General features: G+C 71.8%; 21 protein-coding genes. 6 read left to right on the forward strand and 15 right to left on the reverse strand.

Going from position 1 to position 24,098, the window contains the following annotated elements; genetic code table 11:
• From Cch01nite_RS09270 to Cch01nite_RS09320, 11 genes are all read right to left on the reverse strand, one after another.
• Window positions 1-2,082 carry a HelD family protein gene (locus Cch01nite_RS09270; protein WP_203751756.1) on the reverse strand — a complete coding sequence of 694 codons (2,082 nt, stop codon included), beginning with the start codon at window positions 2,080-2,082 and terminating at the stop codon, window positions 1-3.
• A gap of 128 nt (window positions 2,083-2,210) precedes the next feature.
• The gene (locus Cch01nite_RS09275) at window positions 2,211-3,464 is read right to left on the reverse strand and encodes a cytochrome P450 (protein WP_203751758.1); all 1,254 of its coding nucleotides are present in this window, start codon (window positions 3,462-3,464) and stop codon (window positions 2,211-2,213) included.
• Window positions 3,465-3,577: 113 nt separating this feature from the next.
• Complete coding sequence (locus tag Cch01nite_RS09280; protein ID WP_203751760.1) at window positions 3,578-4,738, reverse strand: class I SAM-dependent methyltransferase; 1,161 nt, start codon at window positions 4,736-4,738, stop codon at window positions 3,578-3,580.
• Window positions 4,738-5,622, reverse strand: coding sequence for an alpha/beta hydrolase family protein (locus Cch01nite_RS09285; protein WP_203751763.1), 885 nt, complete (start codon window positions 5,620-5,622; stop codon window positions 4,738-4,740). The genes Cch01nite_RS09280 and Cch01nite_RS09285 overlap by 1 nt, the downstream gene beginning before the upstream one ends.
• 2 nt (window positions 5,623-5,624) lie before the next feature.
• Entirely contained in the window at window positions 5,625-7,361 is a 1,737-nt protein-coding gene (locus tag Cch01nite_RS09290) for an acyl-CoA dehydrogenase family protein (protein ID WP_203751766.1), read from the reverse strand.
• Complete coding sequence (locus tag Cch01nite_RS09295) at window positions 7,346-9,028, reverse strand: acyl-CoA dehydrogenase family protein (protein WP_203751769.1); 1,683 nt, start codon at window positions 9,026-9,028, stop codon at window positions 7,346-7,348. Before Cch01nite_RS09295 ends, Cch01nite_RS09290 begins: the two co-directional genes overlap by 16 nt.
• 3 nt (window positions 9,029-9,031) lie before the next feature.
• Window positions 9,032-10,744, reverse strand: coding sequence for an AMP-binding protein (locus Cch01nite_RS09300; protein WP_203751772.1), 1,713 nt, complete (start codon window positions 10,742-10,744; stop codon window positions 9,032-9,034).
• The gene (locus tag Cch01nite_RS09305) at window positions 10,741-11,076 is read right to left on the reverse strand and encodes an acyl carrier protein (RefSeq protein WP_203751776.1); all 336 of its coding nucleotides are present in this window, start codon (window positions 11,074-11,076) and stop codon (window positions 10,741-10,743) included. Before Cch01nite_RS09305 ends, Cch01nite_RS09300 begins: the two co-directional genes overlap by 4 nt.
• A 184-nt stretch (window positions 11,077-11,260) precedes the next feature.
• Entirely contained in the window at window positions 11,261-11,503 is a 243-nt protein-coding gene (locus tag Cch01nite_RS09310; RefSeq protein ID WP_203751779.1) for a DUF8691 family protein, read from the reverse strand.
• The gene (locus tag Cch01nite_RS09315; protein WP_203751781.1) at window positions 11,500-12,225 is read right to left on the reverse strand and encodes a hypothetical protein; all 726 of its coding nucleotides are present in this window, start codon (window positions 12,223-12,225) and stop codon (window positions 11,500-11,502) included. The genes Cch01nite_RS09310 and Cch01nite_RS09315 overlap by 4 nt, the downstream gene beginning before the upstream one ends.
• Window positions 12,226-12,350: 125 nt before the next feature.
• Complete coding sequence (locus Cch01nite_RS09320; protein WP_239070161.1) at window positions 12,351-14,948, reverse strand: winged helix-turn-helix domain-containing protein; 2,598 nt, start codon at window positions 14,946-14,948, stop codon at window positions 12,351-12,353.
• 288 nt (window positions 14,949-15,236) lie between these two features.
• Between Cch01nite_RS09320 and Cch01nite_RS09325 the strand changes: the two genes are divergently transcribed.
• Together Cch01nite_RS09325 and Cch01nite_RS09330 are read left to right on the forward strand one after the other, a co-directional pair.
• Complete coding sequence (locus Cch01nite_RS09325; RefSeq protein WP_203751785.1) at window positions 15,237-15,461, forward strand: hypothetical protein; 225 nt, start codon at window positions 15,237-15,239, stop codon at window positions 15,459-15,461.
• Window positions 15,462-15,502: 41 nt separating this feature from the next.
• Window positions 15,503-16,135: a hypothetical protein gene (locus Cch01nite_RS09330; protein WP_203751787.1), complete on the forward strand. Its 633-nt coding sequence runs from the start codon at window positions 15,503-15,505 to the stop codon at window positions 16,133-16,135.
• A 532-nt stretch (window positions 16,136-16,667) separates the two neighbouring features.
• Here Cch01nite_RS09330 and Cch01nite_RS09335 read toward each other — a convergent pair.
• Together Cch01nite_RS09335 and Cch01nite_RS09340 are read right to left on the reverse strand one after the other, a co-directional pair.
• Window positions 16,668-17,906 carry a putative T7SS-secreted protein gene (locus tag Cch01nite_RS09335; protein ID WP_203751789.1) on the reverse strand — a complete coding sequence of 413 codons (1,239 nt, stop codon included), beginning with the start codon at window positions 17,904-17,906 and terminating at the stop codon, window positions 16,668-16,670.
• Complete coding sequence (locus Cch01nite_RS09340) at window positions 17,906-18,292, reverse strand: hypothetical protein (RefSeq protein ID WP_203751791.1); 387 nt, start codon at window positions 18,290-18,292, stop codon at window positions 17,906-17,908. The genes Cch01nite_RS09335 and Cch01nite_RS09340 overlap by 1 nt, the downstream gene beginning before the upstream one ends.
• A 197-nt stretch (window positions 18,293-18,489) precedes the next feature.
• On the opposite strand from Cch01nite_RS09340, the gene Cch01nite_RS09345 reads away from it, so the two are divergent.
• From Cch01nite_RS09345 to Cch01nite_RS09360, 4 genes are all read left to right on the forward strand, one after another.
• Window positions 18,490-18,819, forward strand: a complete 330-nt coding sequence (locus tag Cch01nite_RS09345) for a DUF4333 domain-containing protein (RefSeq protein ID WP_203751794.1) — start codon at window positions 18,490-18,492, stop codon at window positions 18,817-18,819.
• A complete protein-coding gene (locus Cch01nite_RS09350) occupies window positions 18,816-19,346 on the forward strand; it encodes a hypothetical protein (RefSeq protein ID WP_203751796.1) in 531 nt (176 codons plus the stop codon). The genes Cch01nite_RS09345 and Cch01nite_RS09350 overlap by 4 nt, the downstream gene beginning before the upstream one ends.
• A 501-nt stretch (window positions 19,347-19,847) precedes the next feature.
• A complete protein-coding gene (locus tag Cch01nite_RS09355) occupies window positions 19,848-20,969 on the forward strand; it encodes a tyrosine-type recombinase/integrase (protein WP_464204569.1) in 1,122 nt (373 codons plus the stop codon).
• Window positions 20,970-21,502: 533 nt separating this feature from the next.
• On the forward strand, window positions 21,503-22,201 hold the full coding sequence (locus Cch01nite_RS09360) for a hypothetical protein (RefSeq protein WP_203751802.1): 699 nt from the start codon (window positions 21,503-21,505) through the stop codon (window positions 22,199-22,201).
• 54 nt (window positions 22,202-22,255) lie between these two features.
• Here Cch01nite_RS09360 and Cch01nite_RS09365 read toward each other — a convergent pair whose 3' ends face one another.
• Window positions 22,256-22,822 carry a hypothetical protein gene (locus Cch01nite_RS09365; RefSeq protein WP_203751805.1) on the reverse strand — a complete coding sequence of 189 codons (567 nt, stop codon included), beginning with the start codon at window positions 22,820-22,822 and terminating at the stop codon, window positions 22,256-22,258.
• Complete coding sequence (locus tag Cch01nite_RS09370) at window positions 22,819-23,466, reverse strand: hypothetical protein (RefSeq protein ID WP_203751808.1); 648 nt, start codon at window positions 23,464-23,466, stop codon at window positions 22,819-22,821. The genes Cch01nite_RS09365 and Cch01nite_RS09370 overlap by 4 nt, the downstream gene beginning before the upstream one ends.
• Window positions 23,467-24,098: the final 632 nt, after the last annotated feature.

Below are 24,098 nucleotides of genomic sequence, written 5' to 3' on the forward strand. Positions count from 1 at the left end.
CTACCTGGCCGGCTCCTGCGCCGCCGCCCCTGGCGCTGACGATGCGTCGGGCGTCGTCCGGAGCTCGCTGGGGAGGGGGTCCTCGTGGAGGACGACCAGGTCGGAGACCGCGCGTGTGAGGACGACGTACAGGCGGTTCAGGCCTCGTGGCTCCTCCGCCACGATGCGCGCCGGCTCCAGGGCGACCACGGTGTCGAACTCCAGTCCTTTCACGACCGTGGCGGGCACGAGGGTGAGGCGGTGGACCGTCACGTCCTCGGGGGCGCCCCACGCGAGCCCCGCCCGTGACAGGGCTTGCGCGGCGTCGTCCACGAGCGAGTCGGGCGCGACGAGCCCGACCGAGCCCTCCCGCGCGAGCGCGGCGCGGCACTCCTCGACGGCGGCCGCGACGAGGTCGGCGACGCGACGTACCCGCAGCGAGCCGTCGTGGCGCAGCGACGTGGCGACGGGGACGTCGAGGTCGAGCGTGGGGACGAGCTGGTTCGCGAAGTCCATCAGGACGGACGGGACGCGGAACCCGGTCGTCAGGGGAACCACCGCCGCGTCGGGTCGGCCGAGGTGGGTGGCCGTCTCGGCCCAGCTGCGGGTGGCCCACGGAGTCGTGCCCTGCGCGAGGTCGCCCAGCACGGTCAGCGATCCGTGCGTGCTGCGCCGCGCGAGCGCCCGGCACTGCATCGGCGACAGGTCCTGAGCCTCGTCCACGACGATGTGGGTGTAGCGCCGTGGCCGGTCGATGAGCCCCGCCACCTCGTCCAGCAGGTACGCGTCACTCGTGCTCCAGCGAGCGGCACGGTACGAGCGCGCCCGCTGCGGCCGGTGCAGCAGGTCCTGCTCCGCTTCGGTCAGGATCCCGTCGGCCGACTCGGCGAGCAGCGCACGGTCGGACAGGAGCCGGTGCACGAGCTCCTCGGGAGTGACCGCCGGCCAGACGGCGTCGAGGAATCGCGTCACCGGTCGGCTTCGGCTCGTCGAGCGGAACCAGGACTCGCTGGGGGCGTCCGCGTGACGCAGCTCGATCTGCCGCTGCAGCCGGCTCACGACTCGCGCGCGGAGCCGGTCGCGACCCGTGGCGTACGTGGGCGACGACTGCGTCACCTCGTCGACCACACGATCCAGAGCGTCCGGGCCGAGGGTGAAACGGGAGGAGCCGTGCGTGACGGTCACCGGCGCCTGAGCCGGGACGACCTGGCGCCAGAGCGCGCGGTGCAGGAGGGCAGCCATGCGGACGTCGTGCTTCAGCACGTCGACGGCCGGCTCGTCGATGTGCCGTGCGTCGACCGGGTACAGCTCACCGATGCTGATCTGCTCGACGTCGAGCTCGCCGAGCGCCGGCAGGACGCTGCTCACGAACTGGATGAGGGCGCGGTTCGGCCCGACGACGAGGACGCCACCGCGCTCGAGCCGGTGCCGGTGCGTGAAGAGCAGGTAGGCCGCGCGGTGCAGGCCGACCGCGGTCTTGCCGGTCCCAGGCCCCCCTTGCACGCACAACGAGACCGAGAGGTCGGCGCGCACGAGCTCGTCCTGCTCGGGCTGGATCGTCGCGACGATGTCCCGCATCGGGCCGACGCGAGGGCGCTCGATCTCGTCCGTGAGGATGCGGCTCGATGCGCCGGCCTCCTGCCCGCGGTCGAGGTGGTCGTCCTCGAAGCTCGTCAGCTCTCCGCCGGACGAGCCGAACCGGCGCCGGACCGCGACGCCGAGAGGTTCCCGGGTGCTCGCGCGGTAGAACGCCCTCGACACGGGTGCCCGCCAGTCGAGCACCAGCGGGTGGCTCGCGTCGTCGGTGACGTGCCGACGACCGATGTAGTACCGGGTGGAGCCGTCGTCCGACGCGTCCGTGAGATCGAGCCGGCCGAAGAAGAGCGGGGTGTCGGCCTGGTCCGACAGCTGCGCGACGCGCCGGGTCAGCGTGAAACCGAGCCGCTCGGCCGCGTAGGCGTCGCCCCCGACTCCGGCGCCCACGTCCAGCAGCTTCTCGGCCTGTTCGCGCATGCGCCGCAGGGCATCCCGTGCTTCCGCCAGGTACTGCCGCTCGGAGTCGAGCTCGCCGCGGAGAGCCGTCGGCGGTTCAGGTCGTGTCATGCCGTCCTCTGGTGTCCACGCCGCGGCGCGGTCGTCACCGGCCCGCCGAAGGCGCCGGCGCGCGCCGCCTCGGTTCGCCCCCGACACTCGGGGCCGAAAGTCTACCGAGGCACTCGTCGTGCCACGCCTCACGCCGTCGACGGCTGTGCGTCCCACGCGAGCGGCAGGTGGTCCGGACCGTAGAGCCCGGCCGCGGGGCGCCACACCGGCTCGCCGTCGATCCGCAGCCCCGGCATCCGCGCGGCCATGATCGCGAACGCCTCGCGCATCTGGATGCGCGCCAGCCACGACCCGAGGCAGTGGTGCGGGCCACCGCCGAAGGTGAGCTGCGCCGCCCGGGGAACCGTGATGTCGAGCCCGACCGGCTGGAAGACCCGCGGATCCCTGTTGGCGGCCGCGACGACGACGAAGAAGAAGGTGCCGGCCGGCAGCACGGTGCCGTTGACCTCGATGTCCTCCTTGGTGATGCGGCTGATCGCAGGCATCGTCGGGACCAGGCGCATCACCTCCTCGACGGCGTTCGAGGCCAGCTCCGGAGAGCGCCGCAGCAGGTCCCACGTCTCGGGGTTCTCGGCGAAGAGCACCATGGCCCGGGCGATCTGGTTGCGGGTCGTGGTGGTCGCGGCGAAGAGCAGCTCGACGACCAGGTCGCGCGCCTCCTCGGCGGAGAGCCGGTCGCCGACGTCGCCGGCCTGCAGCAGGGCGCTGACGAGGTCGTCGCCGGGCTCGCGGCGCCGGATCGCGACGAGCTCGTCGACACCCTCACGCAGGCCGGCGAGCGCGGCCTCGATCCTCGGCAGGAAGGCCGGGACGCCGAGCGTGAAGATGTGCCCGAGATCGCGGGCCCAGCCGGCCAGCGAGGGCCGCACGCTGTCCGGGACGTCGAGGACCTCGCACACGGCCTGCAGGGGATAGGGGTCGCCGAACGCGGGGAGGAAGTCGCACCGGCCGTCGTCCGCCACGGCGTCGAGCAGCTCGTGCGCGCGACGTCGGAAGGCCGGGACCATCTCCTCCACCCGGCGCGAGTTGAAGACGCCGGTCACGAGCCGCCGCAGCCTGGTGTGGTCGGGGGCTTCCATGTTGTTGAGCAGGGTGTCCAGCCACCAGCGTGCCGCCGGACCGTCCGTGACGCCCTGCCGCCCCAGGATCTCCGGGCTTCCGGGCCGAACCCGGCGGTCGCGCAGCAGGGCCGCGGCCTCGGCGTGCCGGAGCACCGCCGGCCCGAGCGGGGTCTGGGCGTACCAGCTCGCCTCCTGCGCCTCGGCGACCAGCGGCGAGTCGGCCCGGAACGACGGGTCGAGGATGTTGACGAACGGGACCTCGTCCGCCGGGGTGAGCGGCGCACGCTCCTCGAGAGTCTCTGCACGTGCGGGCGATGACATTCGGTTCTCCCGTCCTGCGGCCACGATGAGGCGACGAGCCGCCCCGGTCGTGGGTGACCGGAGCAGTGCTGCACCTGGAGGAGGGGGCGCCGGGCGCCCCTGATACACGCGGCTCAGGACGGCCGCTGCGCGACGATGCCGCCGTAAGGCCACGTCTCACGCAGCGTCGGGTCGGGGAAGACCCGGAAGTCCGGGAAGCCGGCGTCCACGAGCGAGAGCGACCACTCCTCGACGGACAGGTAGCCGACGTTCACGCGGCGCGGCGGGTCCAGCTCGGCCCGGTGGTAGCTGTGCAGGGAGGTCTGGAGGAGCTCGCAGGGGAAGAACAGCCCAGGGCGGTGCCGGTTCCCCAGCGTGAACACGAGCCATCCGCCCGGCTTGAGGATCCGGTGGCAGGAGCGCAGGACGTCGTGGAGCCGCTCGACGTCGTGCAGGACGCTCTCGAAGACGATGAGGTCCGTGGACCCGGTCTGCAGGTACGGCAGGTCGTCGTACTCGTCCAGCTGGTCCAGGTCGACGCGGTCGAAGCTCGTCACGGAGAGCAGCTCGGGCGCCTCGCGCCTCAGCAGGTCCTCGGCCTGACGCATGAGGGGCCGGCTGATGTCGGTGAAACCGTAGAGGCTCAGGTGCTGGGCGGCGCGCTCGCGGAACCCGTCGATCCGCAGGGCGTACCGCAGGGTGGCGCCGAGCCCGGCGCCCCCCTCGAAGACGACGGTGGGTTCGCCTCTGCGGAGGCGTCGGTCGAGCGTCCGCGCGACGAGGGTGTTGCACGCCTGCTTCGGGGGTGCGTCCAGCATGAGGTAGCTCCACAGGCGCCAGGTCTGCGCCTCGCCGAGGCTCTCCTCCATCAGCGCGAGGCCGTCCTTGCCCTGCAGGATCCCGCCGGCGACGCTCTCGATGCTCTTCATGGCCTCCAGCGTGGGGCTGTCGGCCGGTCCGCCGAAGTAGTCCTCCTCGGACGTGCCCGCCCGTTCGACGAGCGCGGGCGTCGGCCGGTAGAGGTCGCCCGCGCGCACGAGGTCGCCTCGGTCGTCCAGGTACTCGATCAGCCGCTTGCGGAAGAAGAACGGCTGCCGCTCTGCCGGGCTGCGAGGTGGTGCCGCCTGCGGGTCGTGCCGTGCCTCGCCGTCGGCGAACACGTGCTCCATCGCGATCCGGGAGAGCACCAGGGCGGCCTCGTGCCGCAGCGTCTCGATGTGCCGGGTGTACTCCGGGGAGTAGACGTCGTCCATCTCGATGAGGTCGAGGTCCGAGGCGGTCGTGAGGTCGTCCATCACCGGTCTCCGGGGTCGTCGGTCGTGCGTGCCGTGCGGACGAACTGCGCCGCGGCTCGCACGATCGCCTGCGGTCGGAACACCCACCGGAAGTGGTGGGTCGTGGTGAGCCCCAGGTCCGAGGGCGGGATCTCGAGCCATGTCACCGGGGCGGTCCGGAGCTTGTCGGCCAGGTGCCGCATGGCGGGTGCCGGGACGTACTTGTCCCCGGGGAACGCCACGAACATCGCCGGGACCGCGGACTGCGCGAGCGCCTTCTCGTAGTCCACGGTGCTGCGACGGACGCGGTAGCGGCCCGTCATGGACTCGACGCCCCAGTCCCGGACGACGCCCCGGGCCTCCCGGCCGGCGAACGGGAACCAGGCGGGGAGGTACCCCCACAGCACCGTCGTCGCGAAGAGCAGCTGCAGGCCCAGGAAGCGCCCGACGGACCGTGCTCCCGCCTTGCGGTACCAGGCCGAGCCGCTGGCGACGAGGACCACCTGGCTCACCCGGGTGGAGGTGGCCGCGAACAGCAGGCCGAGCTGGCCGCCGAGGCTGTGCCCCAGCACGATCACCTGGTCGACGCCGAAGCGTCGGCACACGGCGTCCGTGATGGCCGGGAGCTCCAGCTCGAGCAGCTCCGCGTACCCGAAGGACACCCGCCGCCCGGCCCGGACCGAGCTCCCCCCGGTCCCGCGCAGGTCGGCCAGCACCGCGTTGAACCCCGCCTCGGCGAGCACGTCGGCCAGCAGCTCGTAGTAGCCGGCCCTGACGCCCATCGCGGGCAGGCACAGCACCACGGGGTCCGACGGACCGCCGCTCGGGAACACGGTCAGCTCCGTCGTGCTGCCGTCCGCGAAGACGACCTCCAGCGACTGGGTCGCCGATGCATCCTGGGTCATGCTCACGTCCCCCTGCCTCCATCCTCGCGTAGCGCGTCGTGGTCCGACCACTGCTCCGGACCGGGTGTCTCGCCGAGCCGCGCCAGGGCGGCCCGGTCCACGTCGTCGACGGGTGCGGGCCCCGGACGCAGCCGCCCGACGAGGCGTCGCAGGCACAGGACGAGCCACGCACCGCTCGTGACGAACGGGTCGGTCGACTCCTCGCGCCGTGCCAGCCAGCGGGAGGCGCAGGCCGCCGCCGCGTGCAGGTGGCTGTAGCGGGCGGCGAGGTCGTAGGCAGCCCCGCCGCGACGCCAGGCGGCGCTCCCCGCCGACCGGCGGACCTCGTCGTCCACGCGCGCCGTCTCGGCCTCGCACCACACCACCAGGTCCAGCAGCTCCCCGCGGTGCGCGACGGGGTGCCCGTCGCGGCGCAGCGCCTCCCGCGTCGCGGCGAGTCCCGGGTGGACCGCGTCGGAGGCGGTGACGAGCTCGAGGTCGTCGTCGTCGAGCCACGGCAGGTCGTCTGCCGACGCGGCGAAGACGGCCGCGGGCAGGTCGTCCACCTCGTCGCAGGCACGGGCGTGCGCCAGCGCCGGCAGGTGGTCGGCGATCACGCCGAGGTTGACCGGCGCGGAGCCGTCGAACAGGGCGGTCACCGCGCAGTCGCGGCGCATCTTCTCGACGATGCCGTGCCAGAGCCCACCGGCGAGGTAGGACCGGGCTCCCAGGACGACGCTCAGCGACTCGATGCTGTCGTTCGCCAGCCGCGGCACCAGGTACTTCACGCAGGCCGACATCAACGGGAGCTGCTCGGGGCGCACCTGGGCGACGCGGCACGCCGCCTGCGCGAGGGCCTCACCCACCTGCAGCTCCGCGTAGGCGTCGGAGAGCCGGCGCGCGACGGGCTCCAGCTCCGCGATCGGGGCGTCGTACAGCCGCCGGGAACGGGCGAACGAGCCCGCCGCCGCCAGGCACGTGTCGAGCGCGCCCAGGGCGAAGCTCGCGACGAGCACCCGCGTGACCTGGAGCGTGTGGAGCAGGATCTCCAGCCCCTGCCCCGGCCTGCCGACGACGTCCGCGTCCCTCGCCTCGAGCTCGGAGAACGCGATGCCACCGAATGCGGACCCGCGCAGCCCGTGCGTGCGCAGCTTCGGCAGCGGCGCCCACTGCCCGGCGCCCGCGCGGTCCCGCGTCAGGAGGAAGAGCGTCAGGCCGCGGACGCCGTCCCCGGTCCGGGCGGTCACCGTGGCACCCGAGGCGTGGCCGGCGTTGTTGATCGACCACTTGGTGCCGTCGACGCGCCAGCCGCTCGCCGTCCTCCGGGCGGTGACACCGGTCTCGAGCACGTCCGAGCCGTGCTCCTCCTCGCTGAGCGCGAACGACAGGAAGCGGCCCCCGCGCAGCAGGCCGGCCAGGGTGTCCTTCTGCTCGGCCGTGCCGGCGAGCCACACGGGAAGGCCGGCCAGCAGGTTCGCACCGAGCGCGACGGTCGCCGTGAGGTCCCGGCGGGACAGGGTCCGGGACAGTGCGAAGCACTCCTCGAGCGAGCGGAGGCTGCCGCCCTGCTCCTGGGGGATCAGGTGCTCCGCCATGCCCCAGTCCAGGGCCTCCTGGCAGAGCTCGTGGGGGAACCGTTCCTGCCGGTCGGCGTCGACGCTCGCACGGAAGGAGCCCGCCAGGCGCTCGTCCAGGGGGGCGCCCAGTGCGCGGTCCAGGTGGGCGGCTGCTGTGGGACGGCGGGTCACTGCTGCGGGCACAGGGTTCTCCCCTCACCGCGGGACCCGGCGCGCGCCGGCGGCGCCGGGTGCTCGATCATCAGCGCGGCGAACATCTGCTCCGCGGTCGAGCGCGGCATCCGCTCACCGGGCCGCAGCAGCGCCAGGAGCCCGGCCGTGAGCCAGGAGACCGGGACGGCGTCACCGCACGCGTCCACCGACGCCTGCCACTCCCGCGCGACGCACACCGCTGCGAAGAGCCGCGCGTAGCGCTCCGCCTGCCGCTGCCCGAGCTCCGACCGAGGGTCCAGTCCGGTGCCGGCCTGCGTCCGCAGGTCGTCGCTCTCGGTGCGCAGCAGGTCGAGGGCGGTGGCGAGGTCCGGGTCGTCCGGGTGGGCGCGCAGGAGGGTGGTCCGCACGTCCTGCAGCCCCGCCGTCACCGGGTCCGCGTCGGCCACGGTCTCGAAGCGGAGGTCGGCCAGCGGTCCGCACGCGGCGTGGCCGCCCCGGAAGACGCCGTCTGCGCAGCGGGGGTCGACGTCCTCCTGCAGGCAGGGCAGCTGCGCGGCGAGCGCGCTCAGCACCACCGGCTCGCTGCCGTCGAAGAGGCTGAACAGCCGCGCGTCACGCAGGAGCTTCTCGAAGATCCCGGACCAGTGGCCCTCGCGCAGGAAGTACCGCGCGCCGAGCAGCGTGCTCAGGCGGCGCATCCGGGCCTCCACGACGTGCGGGACGACGAACTTGGCCACCGCGGAGGAGACGGGCCCGAGCTCGGGGAGCACCTGCATCACCCGGACGCAGCACCGGGCGACGGTGTCGGCCACGGTCAGGTCGAGGTAGGCGGCCGCGAGCTCCTCCTGCACGAACGGGATGTCGACGGCCGTGCCGCCGTAGAGGCGGCGGTCCTGCAGGAAGTCGACCGTGCACCGCAGCGCCGTCTCCAGGGCGCCGAGGCTCAGAGCCGGGACGAGCGTGCGCGTCACCGTCAGCGATCGCGCGACGAGCTCGAGCCCCCGTCCGGGTCTGCCGACGGATGCCGAGACGGGGACGACGGCGCCGCGCAGGCGGATCCCGGCGACGTCCGCGCCGCAGAGGCCGTGGGTGCGGATCTTGGGCAGGAGCTCGTAGCTCGACGGTGCCAGCGCGTCGAGGTCCACGAGCAGGAGCGTCAGGGAGCGCAGTCCGGAGCGCTCGGGCTCACGCACCAGCAGGCAGAGGAACCGTGCGAGCCGCACGTTGTTGATCAGCCACTTCACGCCGTCGACCACGTAGACGTCCCCGGTCCGGCGCGCCGTGACCTCGCCGGCCACGAGGTCCGCGCCGTGCTGCTCCTCGGTCAGCCCCAGCGCCACGTACCGGCCGTCGAGCACCGCCCGGGCGACCGCGTCGCGCTGCTCGGGTGACCCGCCGAGCCACACCGGCATCGCGGCGGCCACGGGGGAGTTCGCGACGACGGCCACGGCGGGGTCCCGGCGGGCGAGGACCCGGCTGAGGGCGGCGAGCTCCTCCAGCGACGCCAGCCGTCCGCCGAGCGCCTCCGGCACCTGGTGGGCCGGGTACCCCCAGTCCTGCAGCGCGTCGAGAGACGTCCGCGGGAACGCCTCGTCCTTGTCGTCCGCCACCGCCTGCGCGTAGGTCAGCGGGCCCGACGGGCGCAGGGGGTCGCCGAGGAACGCCTCGAGGTCGTCGGCGGTGCCCCAGGGCAGCACGGCTCAGCCTCCGTGCACGGCGGGGACCGGCTCGTCCACGGGGACGTGGACCACGACGCCGTCCAACGTCCCTTCGAGGAGCCGGTGGCGCATGTGCAGGCGCTGGAACTTCCCGCTGGTGGTGCGCAGCAGGGCCCCTCGGCGCAGGAGCACGACGTCGACGCCGGTGCCGTCCAGCTGCTGCGCGGCAGCGCCGCGGATGCCGGACACGGTGCTGCCGACGGACGGCGCCGGGTGGCCCACCTCGGCCAGCACGGCGATCCGCTCCGGCCGGCCCCGCCCGGGCTCGGCCGGGAGCACCACGGCGACGGCACGTCCCTGGTGGAGACCCTCGACCTCCCGCACGGCCGCCTCGACGTCCTGCGGGTAGTGGTTCCGCCCGCCGACGATGAGCATCTCCTTGCTGCGCCCCGTGACGTGGAGGCTGCCGTCCGCGACGTAGCCGAGGTCCCCGGTCGGGCACCAGCCGTCGTCCTGGACGTGCGGCGTCGACTCCCCGTAGTACCCCCGGGTCACAGCCTCGCCGCGGATCTCGATGGAGCCGACGGCTCGTTCGCCGAGCGGGCGACCGCCCTCGGTGACCCGGACCTCGATGCCCGGCACAGGGGCGCCGCAGCTGACGACGCCTCGCGCCGCGGCGGCTCCGGGGTCGGCCGGGATCGCCTGCCCTGCGCCGGTCAGCACCTCCCGGTCGACCCAGTCGACCGTCATCGGTGCCTCGACCTCGGCGATGGTGACGGCGAGGGTGGCCTCGGCCAGCCCGTAGCAGGGCGTCATGGCATGGGGCGTGAGACCGCTGGGGGCGAAGTGCCGCGCGAACGAGGCGGCGAGCTCTGCGTCGATCGGCTCCGCGCCGTTGAGCAGCCCGCGCACCGCCGACAGGTCGTACTCGCCCACGGTCTCCGCAGGGACCGTGTCGATGAGGTACTTGTAGCCGAAGTTGGGGCTGACCGAGAGCGTCGCGCCGAGCTCGCAGAACCTCCGGAGCCACTCGGTCGGACGCTTGATGAAGGCCTGCGGCGAGGTCGTCCGGACGTCGGCACCGGCCCCCACCGCCGCCAGCGTCGAGAACAGGCCCATGTCGTGCGACAGCGGCAGCCAGTGGCAGACCACGTCGGCCTCGGTCAGGCCGGTCCCGTGGTGGAGCGCGCGAAGTCCCGCGAGGACGTTCCGGTGCGTCAGCGTGACGCCCTGCGGCGCCGACGTGCTCCCGGAGGTGAACTGGACCACGGCCAGGTCGTCGGGGTCCACCGCCGGCGACCGGTACGTCCCCGCCGGCCGCAGGAGGGCCGCGAGCGGCATCGTCTCCACGCCCGGCAGGACGGCCGCGACCGTCGCGGCGAGCTGGTCCGACACGACGGCGTACCGCGCCCCGCTGGCCGCGACCACGTGCCGCAGCCGGGCGAGGTGAGCCCCGCCGGACGTCACCGGCACCGCCAGCGGGACCATGACCGCGCCCGCGACGGCGATCCCGCCCGTGGCGCGCACCAGGTCCACCGCGGAGGCGACGAGCACGGCGACGAGGGCGCCCGGCGCGACCCCCGCCGCGAGCAGGTTCCCGGCGACGTCACGCTGGTCGCCGGCCAGCTCCTGGAAGCTGAGGGTCTCCTCGTCGAACGCGTCACCCACCCTCCCGGCGGGGTGCCGGACGGCCGCGAGCTCGAACAGGTCGCCCAGCGTCGTGACGTCGAGCGGCAGCACGGGCTCCACGGTCATCGCTCTCGCGCCGCGAGGATCTCCCGCGCCAGGTCCTGCATGGTGCCCTTGCGGAACAGGGCCTCGTTCTCGATCTCGATCCCGAACGTGCGCTCGAGCTTGCCCGCGATCCGCAGCAGCTTGATCGACTCCACGTACGGCAGGTCGGTGAGTGCCGAGTCGGGCGAGATCGTGTCCGCGGGGATCCGCAGCACGTCCGCGACGATCTGGCGGACCGTCGCGGTCACCTCGTCCTCGTCTCGGCGGCTGCCCCCGACGACGGTCGTCGTCGTGCCGGCCAGGTCGGTCAGGCCCGAGAACGGGTCCGTCCCCATCGCGTCGTCGTTGTCCACTGCTGTTCCCCCCCAGGCCGCCGTCGAGCACGGAGTCGACGTCCGGTGTCGTGTCGTGTGTCTTGTGAGTGGAGTCACGCTCGGCCCGCCTGATACCGACGCCGGAGGGGCGACACCGCCCGGGTGGGCGGTGTCGCCCCTTCGTGGCTCGTGGGTCGGGGTGATGTCCGCAGGGGGTGTGGACTCAGTGGCGGGGATCCTCGTCGACGGCCTCGACCGACAGGAGGGTGACGCCGAGGTCGCGGATCCTGGTGAGCAGCCCGTGCAGCTCGGCCTGGTCGGTGACGACCCCGGTGAGGCTCGTCGTCGCGTCGTCGTCCCAGGTCACGACGAGGTCGCCGAACCAGTGCGACCAGCTCTGGTCCAGATGGCCGGAGACCCGGAGCCGGTAGCGCGCGGGCGCCCGCCGGGCGGCGGAGCGGGTCATGACGACCGGACCTCCGCGGCGGCGCTGGTTGCCCGGCGGCTGTCAGTGTCGAGGAGAGGGCTCCTCGCCTCCGCCGGGGGCAGCGCGGCCGGGGTGCGCTGGTCGCGCCACAGGGAGCAGCCGAGGCCGACCAGGGCGACGCCGGTGGGGATGGCGAACAGCCGGAAGTTGACCTGCGGCAGCGCAGGGATGGCGAGCGTGGCGACGGCGCCGAGGGCGAGGAGCGCGGCGGCCCACCGGGCGAGGACGTGGGCGCGGAACAGGGCGATGCCGAAGAGGAGCCCGCCGGCCAGGTAGAGCACGCCGTCGAGGTTGATGAGCGCTCCCATCAGGCCGATGTCGCCGGCGGCGTGCCCGCCGGGAACCGCCACGGCGAGGACGTCGCTGACGAAGCCGGGTGAGCTGTGGGCAATGGCGGGCATGACGACCGCACCGGTGACCTCGACGCTCACCATGAAGATGAAGCCCAGCGCGAGCACGACGTACCCGATCAGGCCGAGCACCCCGGTGCGCCTCACCTGACGCAGGTACATGCCCGTGATGCCGGCGAGCGAGAGGGTGGCGAAGCCCACCTTCATCGACTGGCGCACCTTCCACTCGGTCGTGGAGACGAGGTCGAGGTCAAGGTGCGGGTGGTTGATCTGCACCCCGATGTACAGCAGCCCTCCGACGACGGCGGCGGCGCCCGCGGCGCGGCTGAGGGTGGTCGTGGTGATGGTCATGTCCGGCTCCTGGTTCGCTGTCCCGGGCGGGGCGCGGCGGGATGTCTCGAACGCTAGGGACGGGTGAGGTGGCCGGGCATCACCACCTCATGTGAACGACGATGTGAGACCCGCGGCCGACCCGGCTACGTCAGACCACGTTCGCGCGCGCGGCGCACCGCCGCCCGGCGAGTGGTGACGTCGAGCTTGGTGAAGATCCGCTTCGTGTGGCTGCGCAGGGTGTTGAGCGTGACGAACAGCTCGCGGGCGATCTGCGGACCGGTCAGGTCGCTGTCGAGCAGCCTCAGGACCTGGAGCTCCCGATCGCTCAGCTGCTCAGCCGGCGGAGGGCCGAGCGTCGCCCGCGTCCGGCCGGACCCGGGGTCGGCTGCGGTGTCGAGACCGAGCAGGCGACGTGCGTGCTCACGGGCGGGTCCGTCCGTGCCGGCTGCACGCAGCAGCTCACGCATGGGCTCGCCCTCGTCCAGGTAGAGCCGCGCGTAGGCCGCGGGCTCGGGCGCCCCGGCCCAGGAGTGCCGCAGGGCCTCGAGCGCCTGCACCCGATCCCCGCGCGCGTGGTGCGCGAGGGCGGACAGCATCCGGATCTCGACGAGGCTCCCCGCTCGTCCCGAGGCGTCGGCGGCCTCGTGCAGCCGGGACACCAGGTCCAGCACCTCGTCGAGCGCGTCGGAGTCCGGCTGCCCGCGGTGACGGGCGATGAGGAGTCTCGCCAGGGTGAGGAGGTCGAACTCATGCAGGTAGGTCGCCTCGTCCGTGGCGGACACGCCTCGTTCGCGGGCCCAGGCGGCGGCCTCCGCGAGCATGCCGTGGGCGATCCAGATCCGGGCTCGCGCCGCGGCGACAGGGCGCAGGTCCGGGACGAACCCGGGTCGGTACAGGCGCTCCGCGGTGTCCAGGAGCCTGAGGGCCTCGTGCGGGTCGCCCTCGGCGTCGGCGACGCGCGCCATCGCGGCGAACCACCGGTACCGGCCCTCGGTCATCGCCGCACCCTCGCCGAGTGCGGCGGCGCGCTCGAGGTGCGCTCTCGCGGCCGCGAGGTCGCCGACCTCGTGCTCGAGCTCGCTGAGACCGACGTGCACGTCGGGCGTCGCCCGCACGACCGACCCGCCGTGCGCCTCGCTGACCTGCAGCGCACGCAGGCAGAGCCGCCGAGCCGTGCTGGGGCGACCTGCCGCGCGCCACATGTCGGCCAGCACCACCGTGCTGCTCAGCTCGTCGACGAGGTTGCTGCTCGCGTGCAGGCTGGACACCGCCTGCGCGAACGTCGTCAGGGCGCTCGAGACGTCACCCTGCGCCCACGCCACGAGGCCGAGGAACCCGGCCGCGCCGCCTCGTGCGAGATGGTCGTCGGGGCCGGCGAGCGCGAGTGCCCGACGAGCGTGCTCCGCCGTCCCGGCCAGATCGCCGCGCGCCTGCGCGATCGACGCCCGGTAGACGGCGACGGTCGCCGGCAGCGTGCGGAGCTCCTCAGTCTGCGCCCATCGCGGATCCGACCCGGCCGGGGCGGCGGCAAGGGTGCGTTCCGCGTCGTCGAGCCGCAGCTCGAACCCGTCGAGGTCGCCGGAGACCATGAGCATGTAGCCGTAGAAGACGCCGAGGACCGGGCTGCGCCGGACGACGTCGTCGGGCAGCTCCTCCAGCCAGGAGAGCAACGTCGCCTCGCGGCGGTCGCGCCGGATCGCCGGCACGGCGAGCTCCATGAGGAACGCGGCGCGGACGACGTCACGCGCGGCCAGTGCGTGCCGGACCGCCTCGTCGGCCAGGTCGTGCGCCTCGTACCAGCGGCTGGCGCGCTGGTGCAGAAGGGGGACGAGGTCCGGCTGCTCGGCGAGCAGACGTGCTCGCAGCACGTCGGCGAACAGGTGGTGGTAGCGGAACCACTCCCGCTGGTCGTCGAGGGCGACGAGGAAGAGGTTGGCGCGCTCCAGCGTCGTGAGCATGTCGCGGCCGTCGTCACCGCCGACGACGGCGTCACACAGCGTCCCGGTGAGCCGGTCGAGGACGGCGGTGCGCAGCAGGAACTCGCGCACCGCTTGCTCCTGCTGCGCGAGGACCTCCTCGACGAGGTAGTCGACGAGGTAACGGTCGGTACCGGCGAACTGGGCGATGAACCCACCGACGTCCGCCCGCCCCCGGATCGAGAGCGCTGCGAGCTGCAGTGCCGCGATCCACCCCTCTGTGCGTTCCTCCAGGACCTCGACGTCGCGGGCCGTGAGGTGCAGCCCGGTGACCGTGTTGAGGTACTCGGCCGCCTCGTCCAGCGTGAACCGCAGGTCGGCGGCACGGATCTCGACCAGCTCGCCGTGCGCCCGCCACCGAGCCAGCGGCAGGTCGGGATCGGCACGGGTGCTGAGCACGACGTGCACGTGGGGCGGCAGGTGCGTGAGCAGTGAGGTCATCGCGTGGCTGATCTCCGGGCTGTCCACCAGGTGGAAGTCGTCGAGGACCAGCCACACGTCGCCCGGTGCCGCCGCGAGCTCGTTGAGGAGCGTGGTGAGCACGAGGTCGGTCGGCAGGGGAGACGAGCCGATCAGCTCCAGCGCACCGGAGCCCGCACCGCCCAGCGCACCCTGGAACGCCGTGACGACGTACCGCCAGAACGTCGCGGCGTCGTTGTCGGCGGCGTCGAGGGAGAGCCACGCGAGGGAGCGCCCGTCGGCGGGATCGCCGGCGAGCCACTCGGTCACGAGCGTCGACTTGCCGAACCCCGCCGGGGCGGACACCAGGGTCACCCTCGAGTCCGCGCCCCGGCGGACTCGCTCGAGGAGCCGAGGGCGTGCGACCAGGTCACGTCGCAACCTCGGGACGCGTAGTTTCGTCGAGATCAGCGGGCCCGCCACGCCATCCCCACTCCCGGGAGCACAGCGGGGGAGGTGCGCTCCGTCGCCCACGGTACCGGCCGCCACGCCGCCCGCTCGCGGAGCCGCAGGAGGCGTCGTCGATCGCTGGGTCGAGCGTTCCATCGACTCGAAGCACGAGGCGCGCACGCAGGCGAACGGCCCCGCCCCGCGATGGAGCCGGTCACCGTGCAACGGCGAGCTTCGGCCACCGGCGTGATCGTCGAGGCCGGGCAGAAGGTGGCCCTCGGGCGGATCAACGCCGGCACGACGGTGACCGTCCGCGCCTCCCAGACGACGCTCGCGATCGATCTGCCCGACCGAGACACCACGATCGTGAGACGGACCAACGACCACGCCGTGCGCAGCCTCAAGGGGCAACGCCCGCGTAGGGCGTAGGCAGGGTTCGGTCTGCGCTCATGGCGCGAGACACTCAGGCCATGCGGATCGCGTCCGGGCCGTCCTGGAGTCTTGAGCTTGGCGACGACCCATTTCTCAGCGCCGCCCTGTGGATCCGTGACGCCACCGGCATCGTGGTCGAGGCCGACGACGTTCCTCCTCCCCTGAACGTGCCGCCGCCGTCCTCACATGTGCTCGATGGCGAGGACCTCGACGGGGTCGGGGGCGACTGGCTGGACTGGTGGCGGGCACTCCTGGCCGCCCGGCTCGCCCAACGCCACAACCCGCCGCCCGGCGGTGACTTCGGCGAGGAATGGAAGCAATGGGCGGTGACGAATCAGGCCCGCTGGGCGGCCGTTGGTTCGATCGGCGACGAGTTCGCGGGGCTCGCTCACGCTCCCGCGCTCCAACGCGCATGCCGAGAGTTGGGGCGAGCGGCCCATGGCGCGCGGACCACGTCCAAGATCCAGCACGACCGGGCGATGGGCTACGGGCTCCTGGTCGACGAGGTCGCCGCAACCCACCACGTCGACCGGAATACGCTTTGCGGCACCGTCATCGTCACCCCGACGGGCGGCGGATGGTGGCGCCTGATCGAGCCCGGGTTCGTCCTGGCCTCGAACGACGCACCACACCAGGAGATCGTTCGAGCCGCGCTCACCCCCGCCCCATAGCATCGAGCAACGGCGGCCGCGCACCGCCGAAACCTCCGTCTTCCAGGCGATGTGTCAAGCAGGTCGTGAGACGGAAGCGTCAAGAGGGTCCTGAGTCAGGACACCACACCGGCCCGTACACCCCGCTCGACGAAGCCGCGTTCGCGCGATCGGGGTACACGGATCGCAACAGCCTGGGCACCCTCTACGCGATGTGCACCAGGGTGGACCCCGACCAGCCCTCCATCACCATGGCAACCTGAGCGACACGCAGGTCGGCGCGCTCGAGGCGATGCTCATGCTGTGCCGCAACCATCCGAACGCTGACCAGTTGCGGACCCATCGACAACGACTTCGTCGTCGCGGCCGACCAGGTCGTAGTAACCATCGCTCCGACCGACCACGCGCTCTACAGCGACGGTTGCGGGCAGTGGCTGCCCCAGTGAGCTGGACATGGCTAGGGCCGAAAACGATCGCTACCGGCCTGTCCCTCTGTGCCGATCCGAGCGGAGGCTACCGGAGCGGTACGCCCAGGCGGCGGTTGGTCGGACGGTCATCTCGTTGCCGTCCACACCGTCAGGGAGCCCACGGCGTCGTGGAGGAAGTCGCCGACGTCCTCTGCGGCGACGGTGAACGCCGACGAGAGTGAACCCCCGACGGGGAATGACGCGCCGGCGCTCGACTTGGCGCTCCAGCTGCCGTCCTCGTTCATTCCGGCCTTGAACTTCGCTTCCGCGCCGGCGCCCAGCCAGCCCTCGGCGCCCACGTTCGCGCCGAGGCCACCCATCTGGACCCCGCCGCCGACGTGGCCCTTCGCACCGAGGAAGGCCCCGGCTTCGGCGTCGACCCCTTCCTTGCCGATCCCAACGCCCGCCTCTGCCGCCCCGCCGACCATCGCGCTCGCGTTCGCGTTCACGGTGGCGTACTGGTTGCCGATGCTGGCCGAGGCGTCGCCGAACAGCCCACCGGTGGCGGACACCTTGGCGCGCAGCTGCCCGTCTTCGGCGCTGACCTCACCCTCGCTCTTGAAGCCGGCCTGTGCGGAGGCCTGTGCGGTGGCGAACTGATGGCCGTCCACCGCCGTCACGGAGGCCGTGGCCGACCCCGCGAGCGTCTCTCCCTCGAACTTGCCCGCCTTGAACGTAACCTTCCCGGTCTTGGGGTCGATCGAGACGATCGGCGCCATGGAGACCTGACCGGAGTCGGTGCGCCCTTGGGTCTCGGTGTGCGTGCGGACCACTGGTGTGTCGCTGACCTCGATGCCCGCGAGCGTGTCGGCGGCATCGTCACCGGCACGCTTCACCGAGGAGCGTGCATGGTCGAGCACGTCGAGCGCTTCTTGCCGTGCGTGCGCTCCGGTGTCGACGAATGCGGGAGGTCGTGTGGCGATGAAGCCCCTGGTGAGGGTGCGGTTGTAGGCGTCGACGGCGAGGGAGTGTCCGTGCTTGGCTGCGGCGGTCAGGTGCTCACCCTTGGTCCACAGCTCGATGGCGTGTGCGGCGTCGCCTTGAGCGGCGGTGAGGACGTCGGCGTACCTCGTCAGGGCCGTCGCGGCCTCGTCCAGCGCGTCGGCGGTCTTGCGCCATCCCTTGGGCCGGGTGGCGAGCGCATCGCAGAATCGGTCGGCCTGGGCGCCCTCCCAGCCGGGGGTACGCACGCGGGCCAGGTCGTCGGCGGCGTCCTCGAGCTGTCTGGCGCGGCGGCGCAGGTTGTCGGCGTCGGCGTACACGGCCGCCGGTCGGCCGGGGATCAGTTCGAGCGCGTCGGTGGTGCTGCCCAGCGCAGCCGCCATCAGCGGGACCCCGACCGAAACGGGAAGACGGGGGCCGTCGCCGGTGCCCTGGTCGGGACCAGCACGGAGGCCGTCCCGGCGACCCCGGGGGAAAGGCGGCCGGCCAGGCTCTGGAGCCGTGCGTCGGTCGCGGCGTCGGCGCTCTGGTAGTCCTCAAGCTGGTCGTCGAGGTCGGTAGCCAGCGTCGTGGTGCGTGCCGCGTGCGAGTCGACGGCCAGGTCGACGTCCGAGACGAACAGTTCGATCGCCTGCGACAGGCTCGCGTGCCCGTAGCCGTCGCCCCAGGCGAAGCACTGGGTCTGCGCCGTGCCGTTCTCGACGACACGCCGGATCGACGTGGCGGCCGAGCTCAGCACGTCATATTCGACGTCGAACCCCGCGGCCATTCCCGATCCCCTCGCTCGACGAACAGCTCGTCGCGCCGAACTCTAGGGGAACCGGCCGCCCGTTTTGGGCCAGTTCCACGGATGGCCTAGCCGACTGGCTCGTGGTCAGGCGACTGGGGCCCATCCGCGTGATCGAGACGGGGCTCGCGCTGGACATCTCGGTCCCGGCTGGGCCCGGCACATGTCACCATGTGCCGGTGCGCCCCGTCCTCACACCCGTCGTTCTCGCCGTGACCGCGCTCCTTGCCGGCTGCTCGGTGCACGCAAACATCGACACGAAGTTCGTGCCGAGCGACGAGGTCGAGAAGAAGACCGAGGAGGTGCTCGTCCAGGAAGTCGGACAAGCTCCCGACGCCACCGACTGCCCCGACGACCTGCCTGTCCGCGTGGGTGCCGACGTGCGCTGCACGATCACCGTCAACGACCAGCGGATCGGGGTCACGGTGAGCGTCGCGAAGGTTGGAAAGGGCACCGACTACACGCTGTCTGTCGAGGTCGACGACGAGCCACTTCCGGCCGGGTCGTGAACGACGCGGTCGAGGAGCTGCGCGCCGCGGTCGCCGCCGCTGCCGAGGACACCCCGTACCGCGTCCTGCCGACCGACGAAGGATTCGACCTGCGCATCGACGTCAGCGACGCACGCTGGCACGGGCCGCTCGAGCGCGCCGGGCAAAGGACCGTGGTGCAGAACCACGTTGTCCTGGACCCGGACACACTCACCATGCAGATCATCGACGACCACCTCACCGTGCAGTGGGCCGCCGGTGCCTCCGGCCGCACACCGCAGCTGGCCGCCGCGGTGCAGGTCACGCGCACGCTGGGACGCACCTGGTCGACGTCCCGCGAGTGGACCTGGGGTGCCAACGGGGAGCGGGTCGTCGAGCGACGCTTCACCAGCGCCGACGCCCACGAACTGATCCGGGGTGCTGCAACGGAACTTGGGTGGCAGGAGACGGCCGGGGTCTACCCGTGGATCGGCGTTGTCGCCGCCGTGGTCGGTGGACTCGTCGTGCTGACTACCGGGCTGCTCATCCTGCTCGAGGGACGGGTCTAGCTGAACCACGGACGCTCGAATGCTCTCCTCCCTCGAGGACGTCCTGGGATGGGTGCCTTACCTGCAGAGCGCAGTCCTCCCGCTGGGGATCACGCACATGCGCGCGTCCAGCCCGACCATGCGCCCTGGGTCGGCCAGGGCGGCGGCGATCGCGTCGGGCGGACCCTCGACGCGCACGGGACGTGCCCCGCTGCCCAGGAGCTCAGGGTTTCCGCCGGTTCCGGGTTACCCGCCGGTCCGGGCGGGTGCTCGCTCTCGCAGGCGGCAGGACTCTCTGTGACACGGATATGACACGCGACAGTCCATGGCCAGGTCAGACAGGTGCCCCGAGTGGGATTCGAACCCACATGCGCCGGGGTGAACGGATGGGAACCAAGATGAACCGAAGGTTGGGAAGTGCCGCTTGACCTGGGGGTAGATCCGGCATGGACGCGAACCGAGGTGCAAGGCGAGTACTCTACGCTATGACACGCCTATGACACGCGGACGGTCCACAACCCCATGGTGAGCAAGCGGAAAGGCTTCGGCTCGATCACGAAACTGCCGTCAGGCAGGTATCGAGCACGACACACCGTCCCAGGAACCATGCCGCAGGTCTGGGTCAACGCACCCAGCACCTTCTCGCGGAAGGCCGACGCCGAGATCTGGCTCGCCCGTCAGCGGACCAAGCTTGAGGACGGCGTGATCAGACCCAAAGTGCTCGTCTCGAGGATCACGATTCGCGAGTATGCCGAGCGGTGGATGCAGGAGCGGCGCAACTCGTCGGGGGAGCCGCTGCGGCCATCGACACGGCGCGTGTACGAGCACTACCTGAAGCAGCACGTGTACCCGGCCCTGGGCGGGACGTTGCTCTCCGAGCTGACGGCCGAGTCGATCACCTGCTGGTACCGCGATCTGCTGCCGCAACGGCCGACGCTCAGAGCGCGAACCTATGCCCTGCTCCGCGGGATCATGGCGACCGCCCTCGAAGACGACCTCGTCTCCGAGAATCCTTGTCGTGTTCGAGGGGCCAGTCGCTCGAAGCCCGCGACCAAGCAGTTCGTCGCCTCGCCGGCGCAGGTTGTCGAGCTTGCGGCGGCGATGCCACCGGAGCTCGCACTTTCGGTGCTGCTGGGTGCATGGTGCCAGCTGCGCAACGGGGAGGCCCTCGAGCTCCGGCGAGGCGACATCGACACCGAAGCCGTCCGCGTGAGCCGAGGCGTCACCTGGGTCGAAGGAGCGCCCGTCGTCGGGCCACCCAAGACCGAAGCGGGAGTGCGAGCCATCAGCGTGCCGCCCCACATCGCGCCTGCAGTCGAGGCTCACCTCGATTCGTATGCCGCGCCTGGTCCCGACGGGTTGCTGTTCCCGCGCGCGCACCAGCCCACGCTGCAGATCCATCCCTCGACGTACGCCTACCACTTCAAGCAGGCCGTGAAGAAGACGTCCCTTCCTGGGGGGTTCCGGTTCCACTGGCTCAGGCACACGGGCCTCACGCTGGCGGCGCAGTCCGGCGCGACCTTGGCTGAGCTCCAGGCGCGTGCCGGCCACTCCACGCCATCGACGGTGATGCTCTACCAGCACGCCACCACGGTGCGCGACCGGGCGCTGGCGGCCGCACTGTCCGACTTGGCGAAGCAGTAGCAGAGCGCCCAGTGCCATGGGGGCGGCACGCAGGGTGACTCACCGACCGCCGTGAACGGCTCGTAACTGTCATCCGGGGGTGGTGCCGGCCTCCCCGGCAGGTGTGGCCGTGCCTTCTCCTTCGGGCGCGAGCCGTGGGACAGGATGGGATCTCGTGCGAACGATGGAGAGCAGCAGACGATCCGAAGTCGGCTTGCCGAGGCGGATGTGGCGTGTCGGTGCGCTTCCTGCCACGGACGGACCGCAGTTGCCGGTACCAGGTGAGCGGCGCACTGTGCCGCTCTATCTGGTTGCGCCGGAGGCGCAGCGAGGCCTCCGGGCTCGAGTGCGCTTCTTCCGTTGGTTGCTCGCCTCGCTGGTGACGTTGACGACCGCCATCTGGGGGCCGGCGTTCTGGGGTGACTCGGTTTCGACTCTGCTGGCCAACCTCACGTCAGTCACCCTCCTCATCGCGATGGCGACTTGGGCCGTGGCCGACTCCATGCGCCCGAGCACGCGGCCGTATTCGTCCGACGTCGATCGGTGGTGAATCGATGTCTGTGAGACTGCTGGCCATCGCGCTGGCGAACCTCGGCGTACTGCTGGTGGCCGTCAGAGCGCTCTTGAACGCGACCAGGCAGCGACGCGATGCGCGTCGCTGCCTCGACGCCCGCCGCGCTCGCCACCCTGATGTCGGTGTCAACGAACTCGCGCTTCTCGAGCCAGAGGAGATCGATGTCCTGACCGTGGCGCCGAGCCGGGCAACAGTCCGGGGCACGCGCATTCTTGATCCCTGGTCAGCCGAGCTCCCGATCGCGGATCATCAACTTCCTGTGTACGCGAACAAGCTTCGGAACCGTGCGCGGACGGGCGATGTGGCGGCCGAAGTCGCCATCGTCGTGGCCAGCGCGTTCGCGGGCGTCGCGGCGTCCGACATCGTCAGAGACCTCGCCGACGGTGGGCAGGTGCACCAGGCGCCCCTGATCCTGCTCACGCTCGCTGTCGCCGGTGCGATTGCTGCAGTCCACGTCAGGACGGCCATCGTAGGGGACTGGAAGTCTGCCGCGAGCCGGTACCGGGAGTTAACCATTGCCACGAGAGCAGCGAAGCTGGAAGCGCTCCGCTCTGCTGCGGCTTCACAGGGGAGCGCCGCTCAACCGCAGTCCCAACGTGGCTCGACGAGGCGTTCCCGAGGTCTGCTCGCGCGACTCACCGGGAAGCGAACGCGCACGGACGCCGGTGGAGCCCCGTAGACGGACGGTCGACACGGAGCCGGACTTGGAGTCCAACGCTGCGGGTACGGACACCTAGAAGCTTGCGGGTGGCACCTTCTCGCCTCCGCACGCCCAGGGAAGCATCGACCGCAGGAGGTTGACCGAGTCGGTCTCGGCATCACGACCCTCGACGTCCACGTCTTGCAGGCGCACGCGCAGCGCGAACTCGTCGCAGATCCATAGCGCGCCGGCGACAGTGTCGATCTCGTTCGAGTCGTACGAGCTGAAACCGCGTCCTGGAGCGTCGGCGGTGATCGTGGAGGTGACGTCTGCGCCACCCATGTAGGCCAGGATCGCCTCGTCGCTCTCGCCGACGTTCTGTGCTGGCAGTCCGATCACTCTGATCTGCCCGCCGCTGCCGTCGGAGCGCGTGATGTCGCATTCGAAGTACGGGAACGACGGGTTGCTCGTCGCGGGGCCGACGGCCTTCACCTCGCCACCGAGGATCAGGTTGGCGGAGTCGGCAGACACACCGGCGCAGATGAACGGCGAGGGTGCGACGGTCGGCACCGGGGTGAGGTCCGGGGGCGTCGTGCACCCCGAGACGACACACAGCAGAAGGGCGGCCACGACAGCCGCGCGGCGACGTCGGTTCCTCACTTGTCGCCCTCCTGAGACCAGCCGGACTGGTCGTGCTCGTCGCGTCCTGAGCCGAACGCGTCGTCGATCAGCTGCACATACTCCACCATCGGATCGCCGTCCGGACCGCGCATCCACACGATCATCCGGTCCCGCGCCGCGGAGTCGGTCAGCACCGACGGGTCGAGCCGGCCGCCCCGCATCCACGGGAACGCCGCCTGGTCGGACATCGAGCCATCCGCTCTGAGGCTGGAGTCGTCGGTGAGCATGTGTCCGTGCTGCATCAGCGCGACTGCGGTCGTGATCTGCAGGTCGGTCGATGCGCTGTCCAGGGCGCTGGTCTGTTCGTCCTGTACGCGTGCCACAGCGCTGGCCCACTTGCTCTCGGCGCTCGCCTGCATGGCGTCCAGGGCCTTGCCGAAGCCGTAGCTGGTGAGCTTGCCGGCGATCGGGATCATGCCCGCGGCATCTCGTCCGAACCCGATCAAGGCACGGGTGCTCTCACCCTGCTCCGCCAGTGCAGTGTCTTGGCTCAACTGCGTCGCGTTGAGGATGAACCCGGTCAGCCCCGCGTTGTTGAGCAGGGCCGAGCTCAGGTCGCTGCTGTCTTCGCGTGTCCAGTGCGCGGCGCCGTAGTTGATGTCCTCGGCGGTCAGCGCGTTCATCGCTGCTGCGATCGAGGCGAGCGCAACGCGGTCGTCCAGGACTCCGTGCAGCAGTGTGAGAAGTCTGCCCTGCGGGAACCCGGCGATCGGTGGTGAGACGACCTCACCGTGTCGCGTCTCCGCAGGGAGTGTCCCGAGTCCGGCTGGCGTCCCGGCGGCCACCTGTCGGACGCCGCGCAGGTGCACGGCGAGAAGGTGCCCCAGTGCCGGCGCTGCCTGTTAGCCAACGCGTTCTTGACGGAGTCGTCGCTCAGGGCACGGGTTCCCTTCGCGTGAACGCACCCGGGCCGGTTGCAGAGCGGGTGAGGTTCCGCGCGCAGCGGGCGGGCTGACGCGCCAACTCGAAAGAGAGATCGAACATATGTTCGGTACGATCAGCGCTGTGAGTGGTGGGCGTGATCCTCGGTCCGTGGCGAATCGGGAGGTTCCCGAGAAGGTGCCGTTGCGGCCGCAGGGGAACGAGCCGGTGATCGTCCGGGTCGTGTGGTCAGACGGCTCCGAGGAGTGGCGGCCGGCTCGGGCGGTGCGTTGGACGACGACCCACGTGATGGTCGCGTGGCGTGACTCGCACTCCGACCCTTACTCGGAGCGGCACGAGTGGATGCGCGCCGGCGATGTCGCGCGGTCCGTGA

The sequence above is a fragment of the Cellulomonas chitinilytica genome (assembly GCF_016862675.1).
In the GTDB taxonomy this organism is placed as follows: Bacteria; Actinomycetota; Actinomycetes; order Actinomycetales; family Cellulomonadaceae; genus Cellulomonas; species Cellulomonas chitinilytica.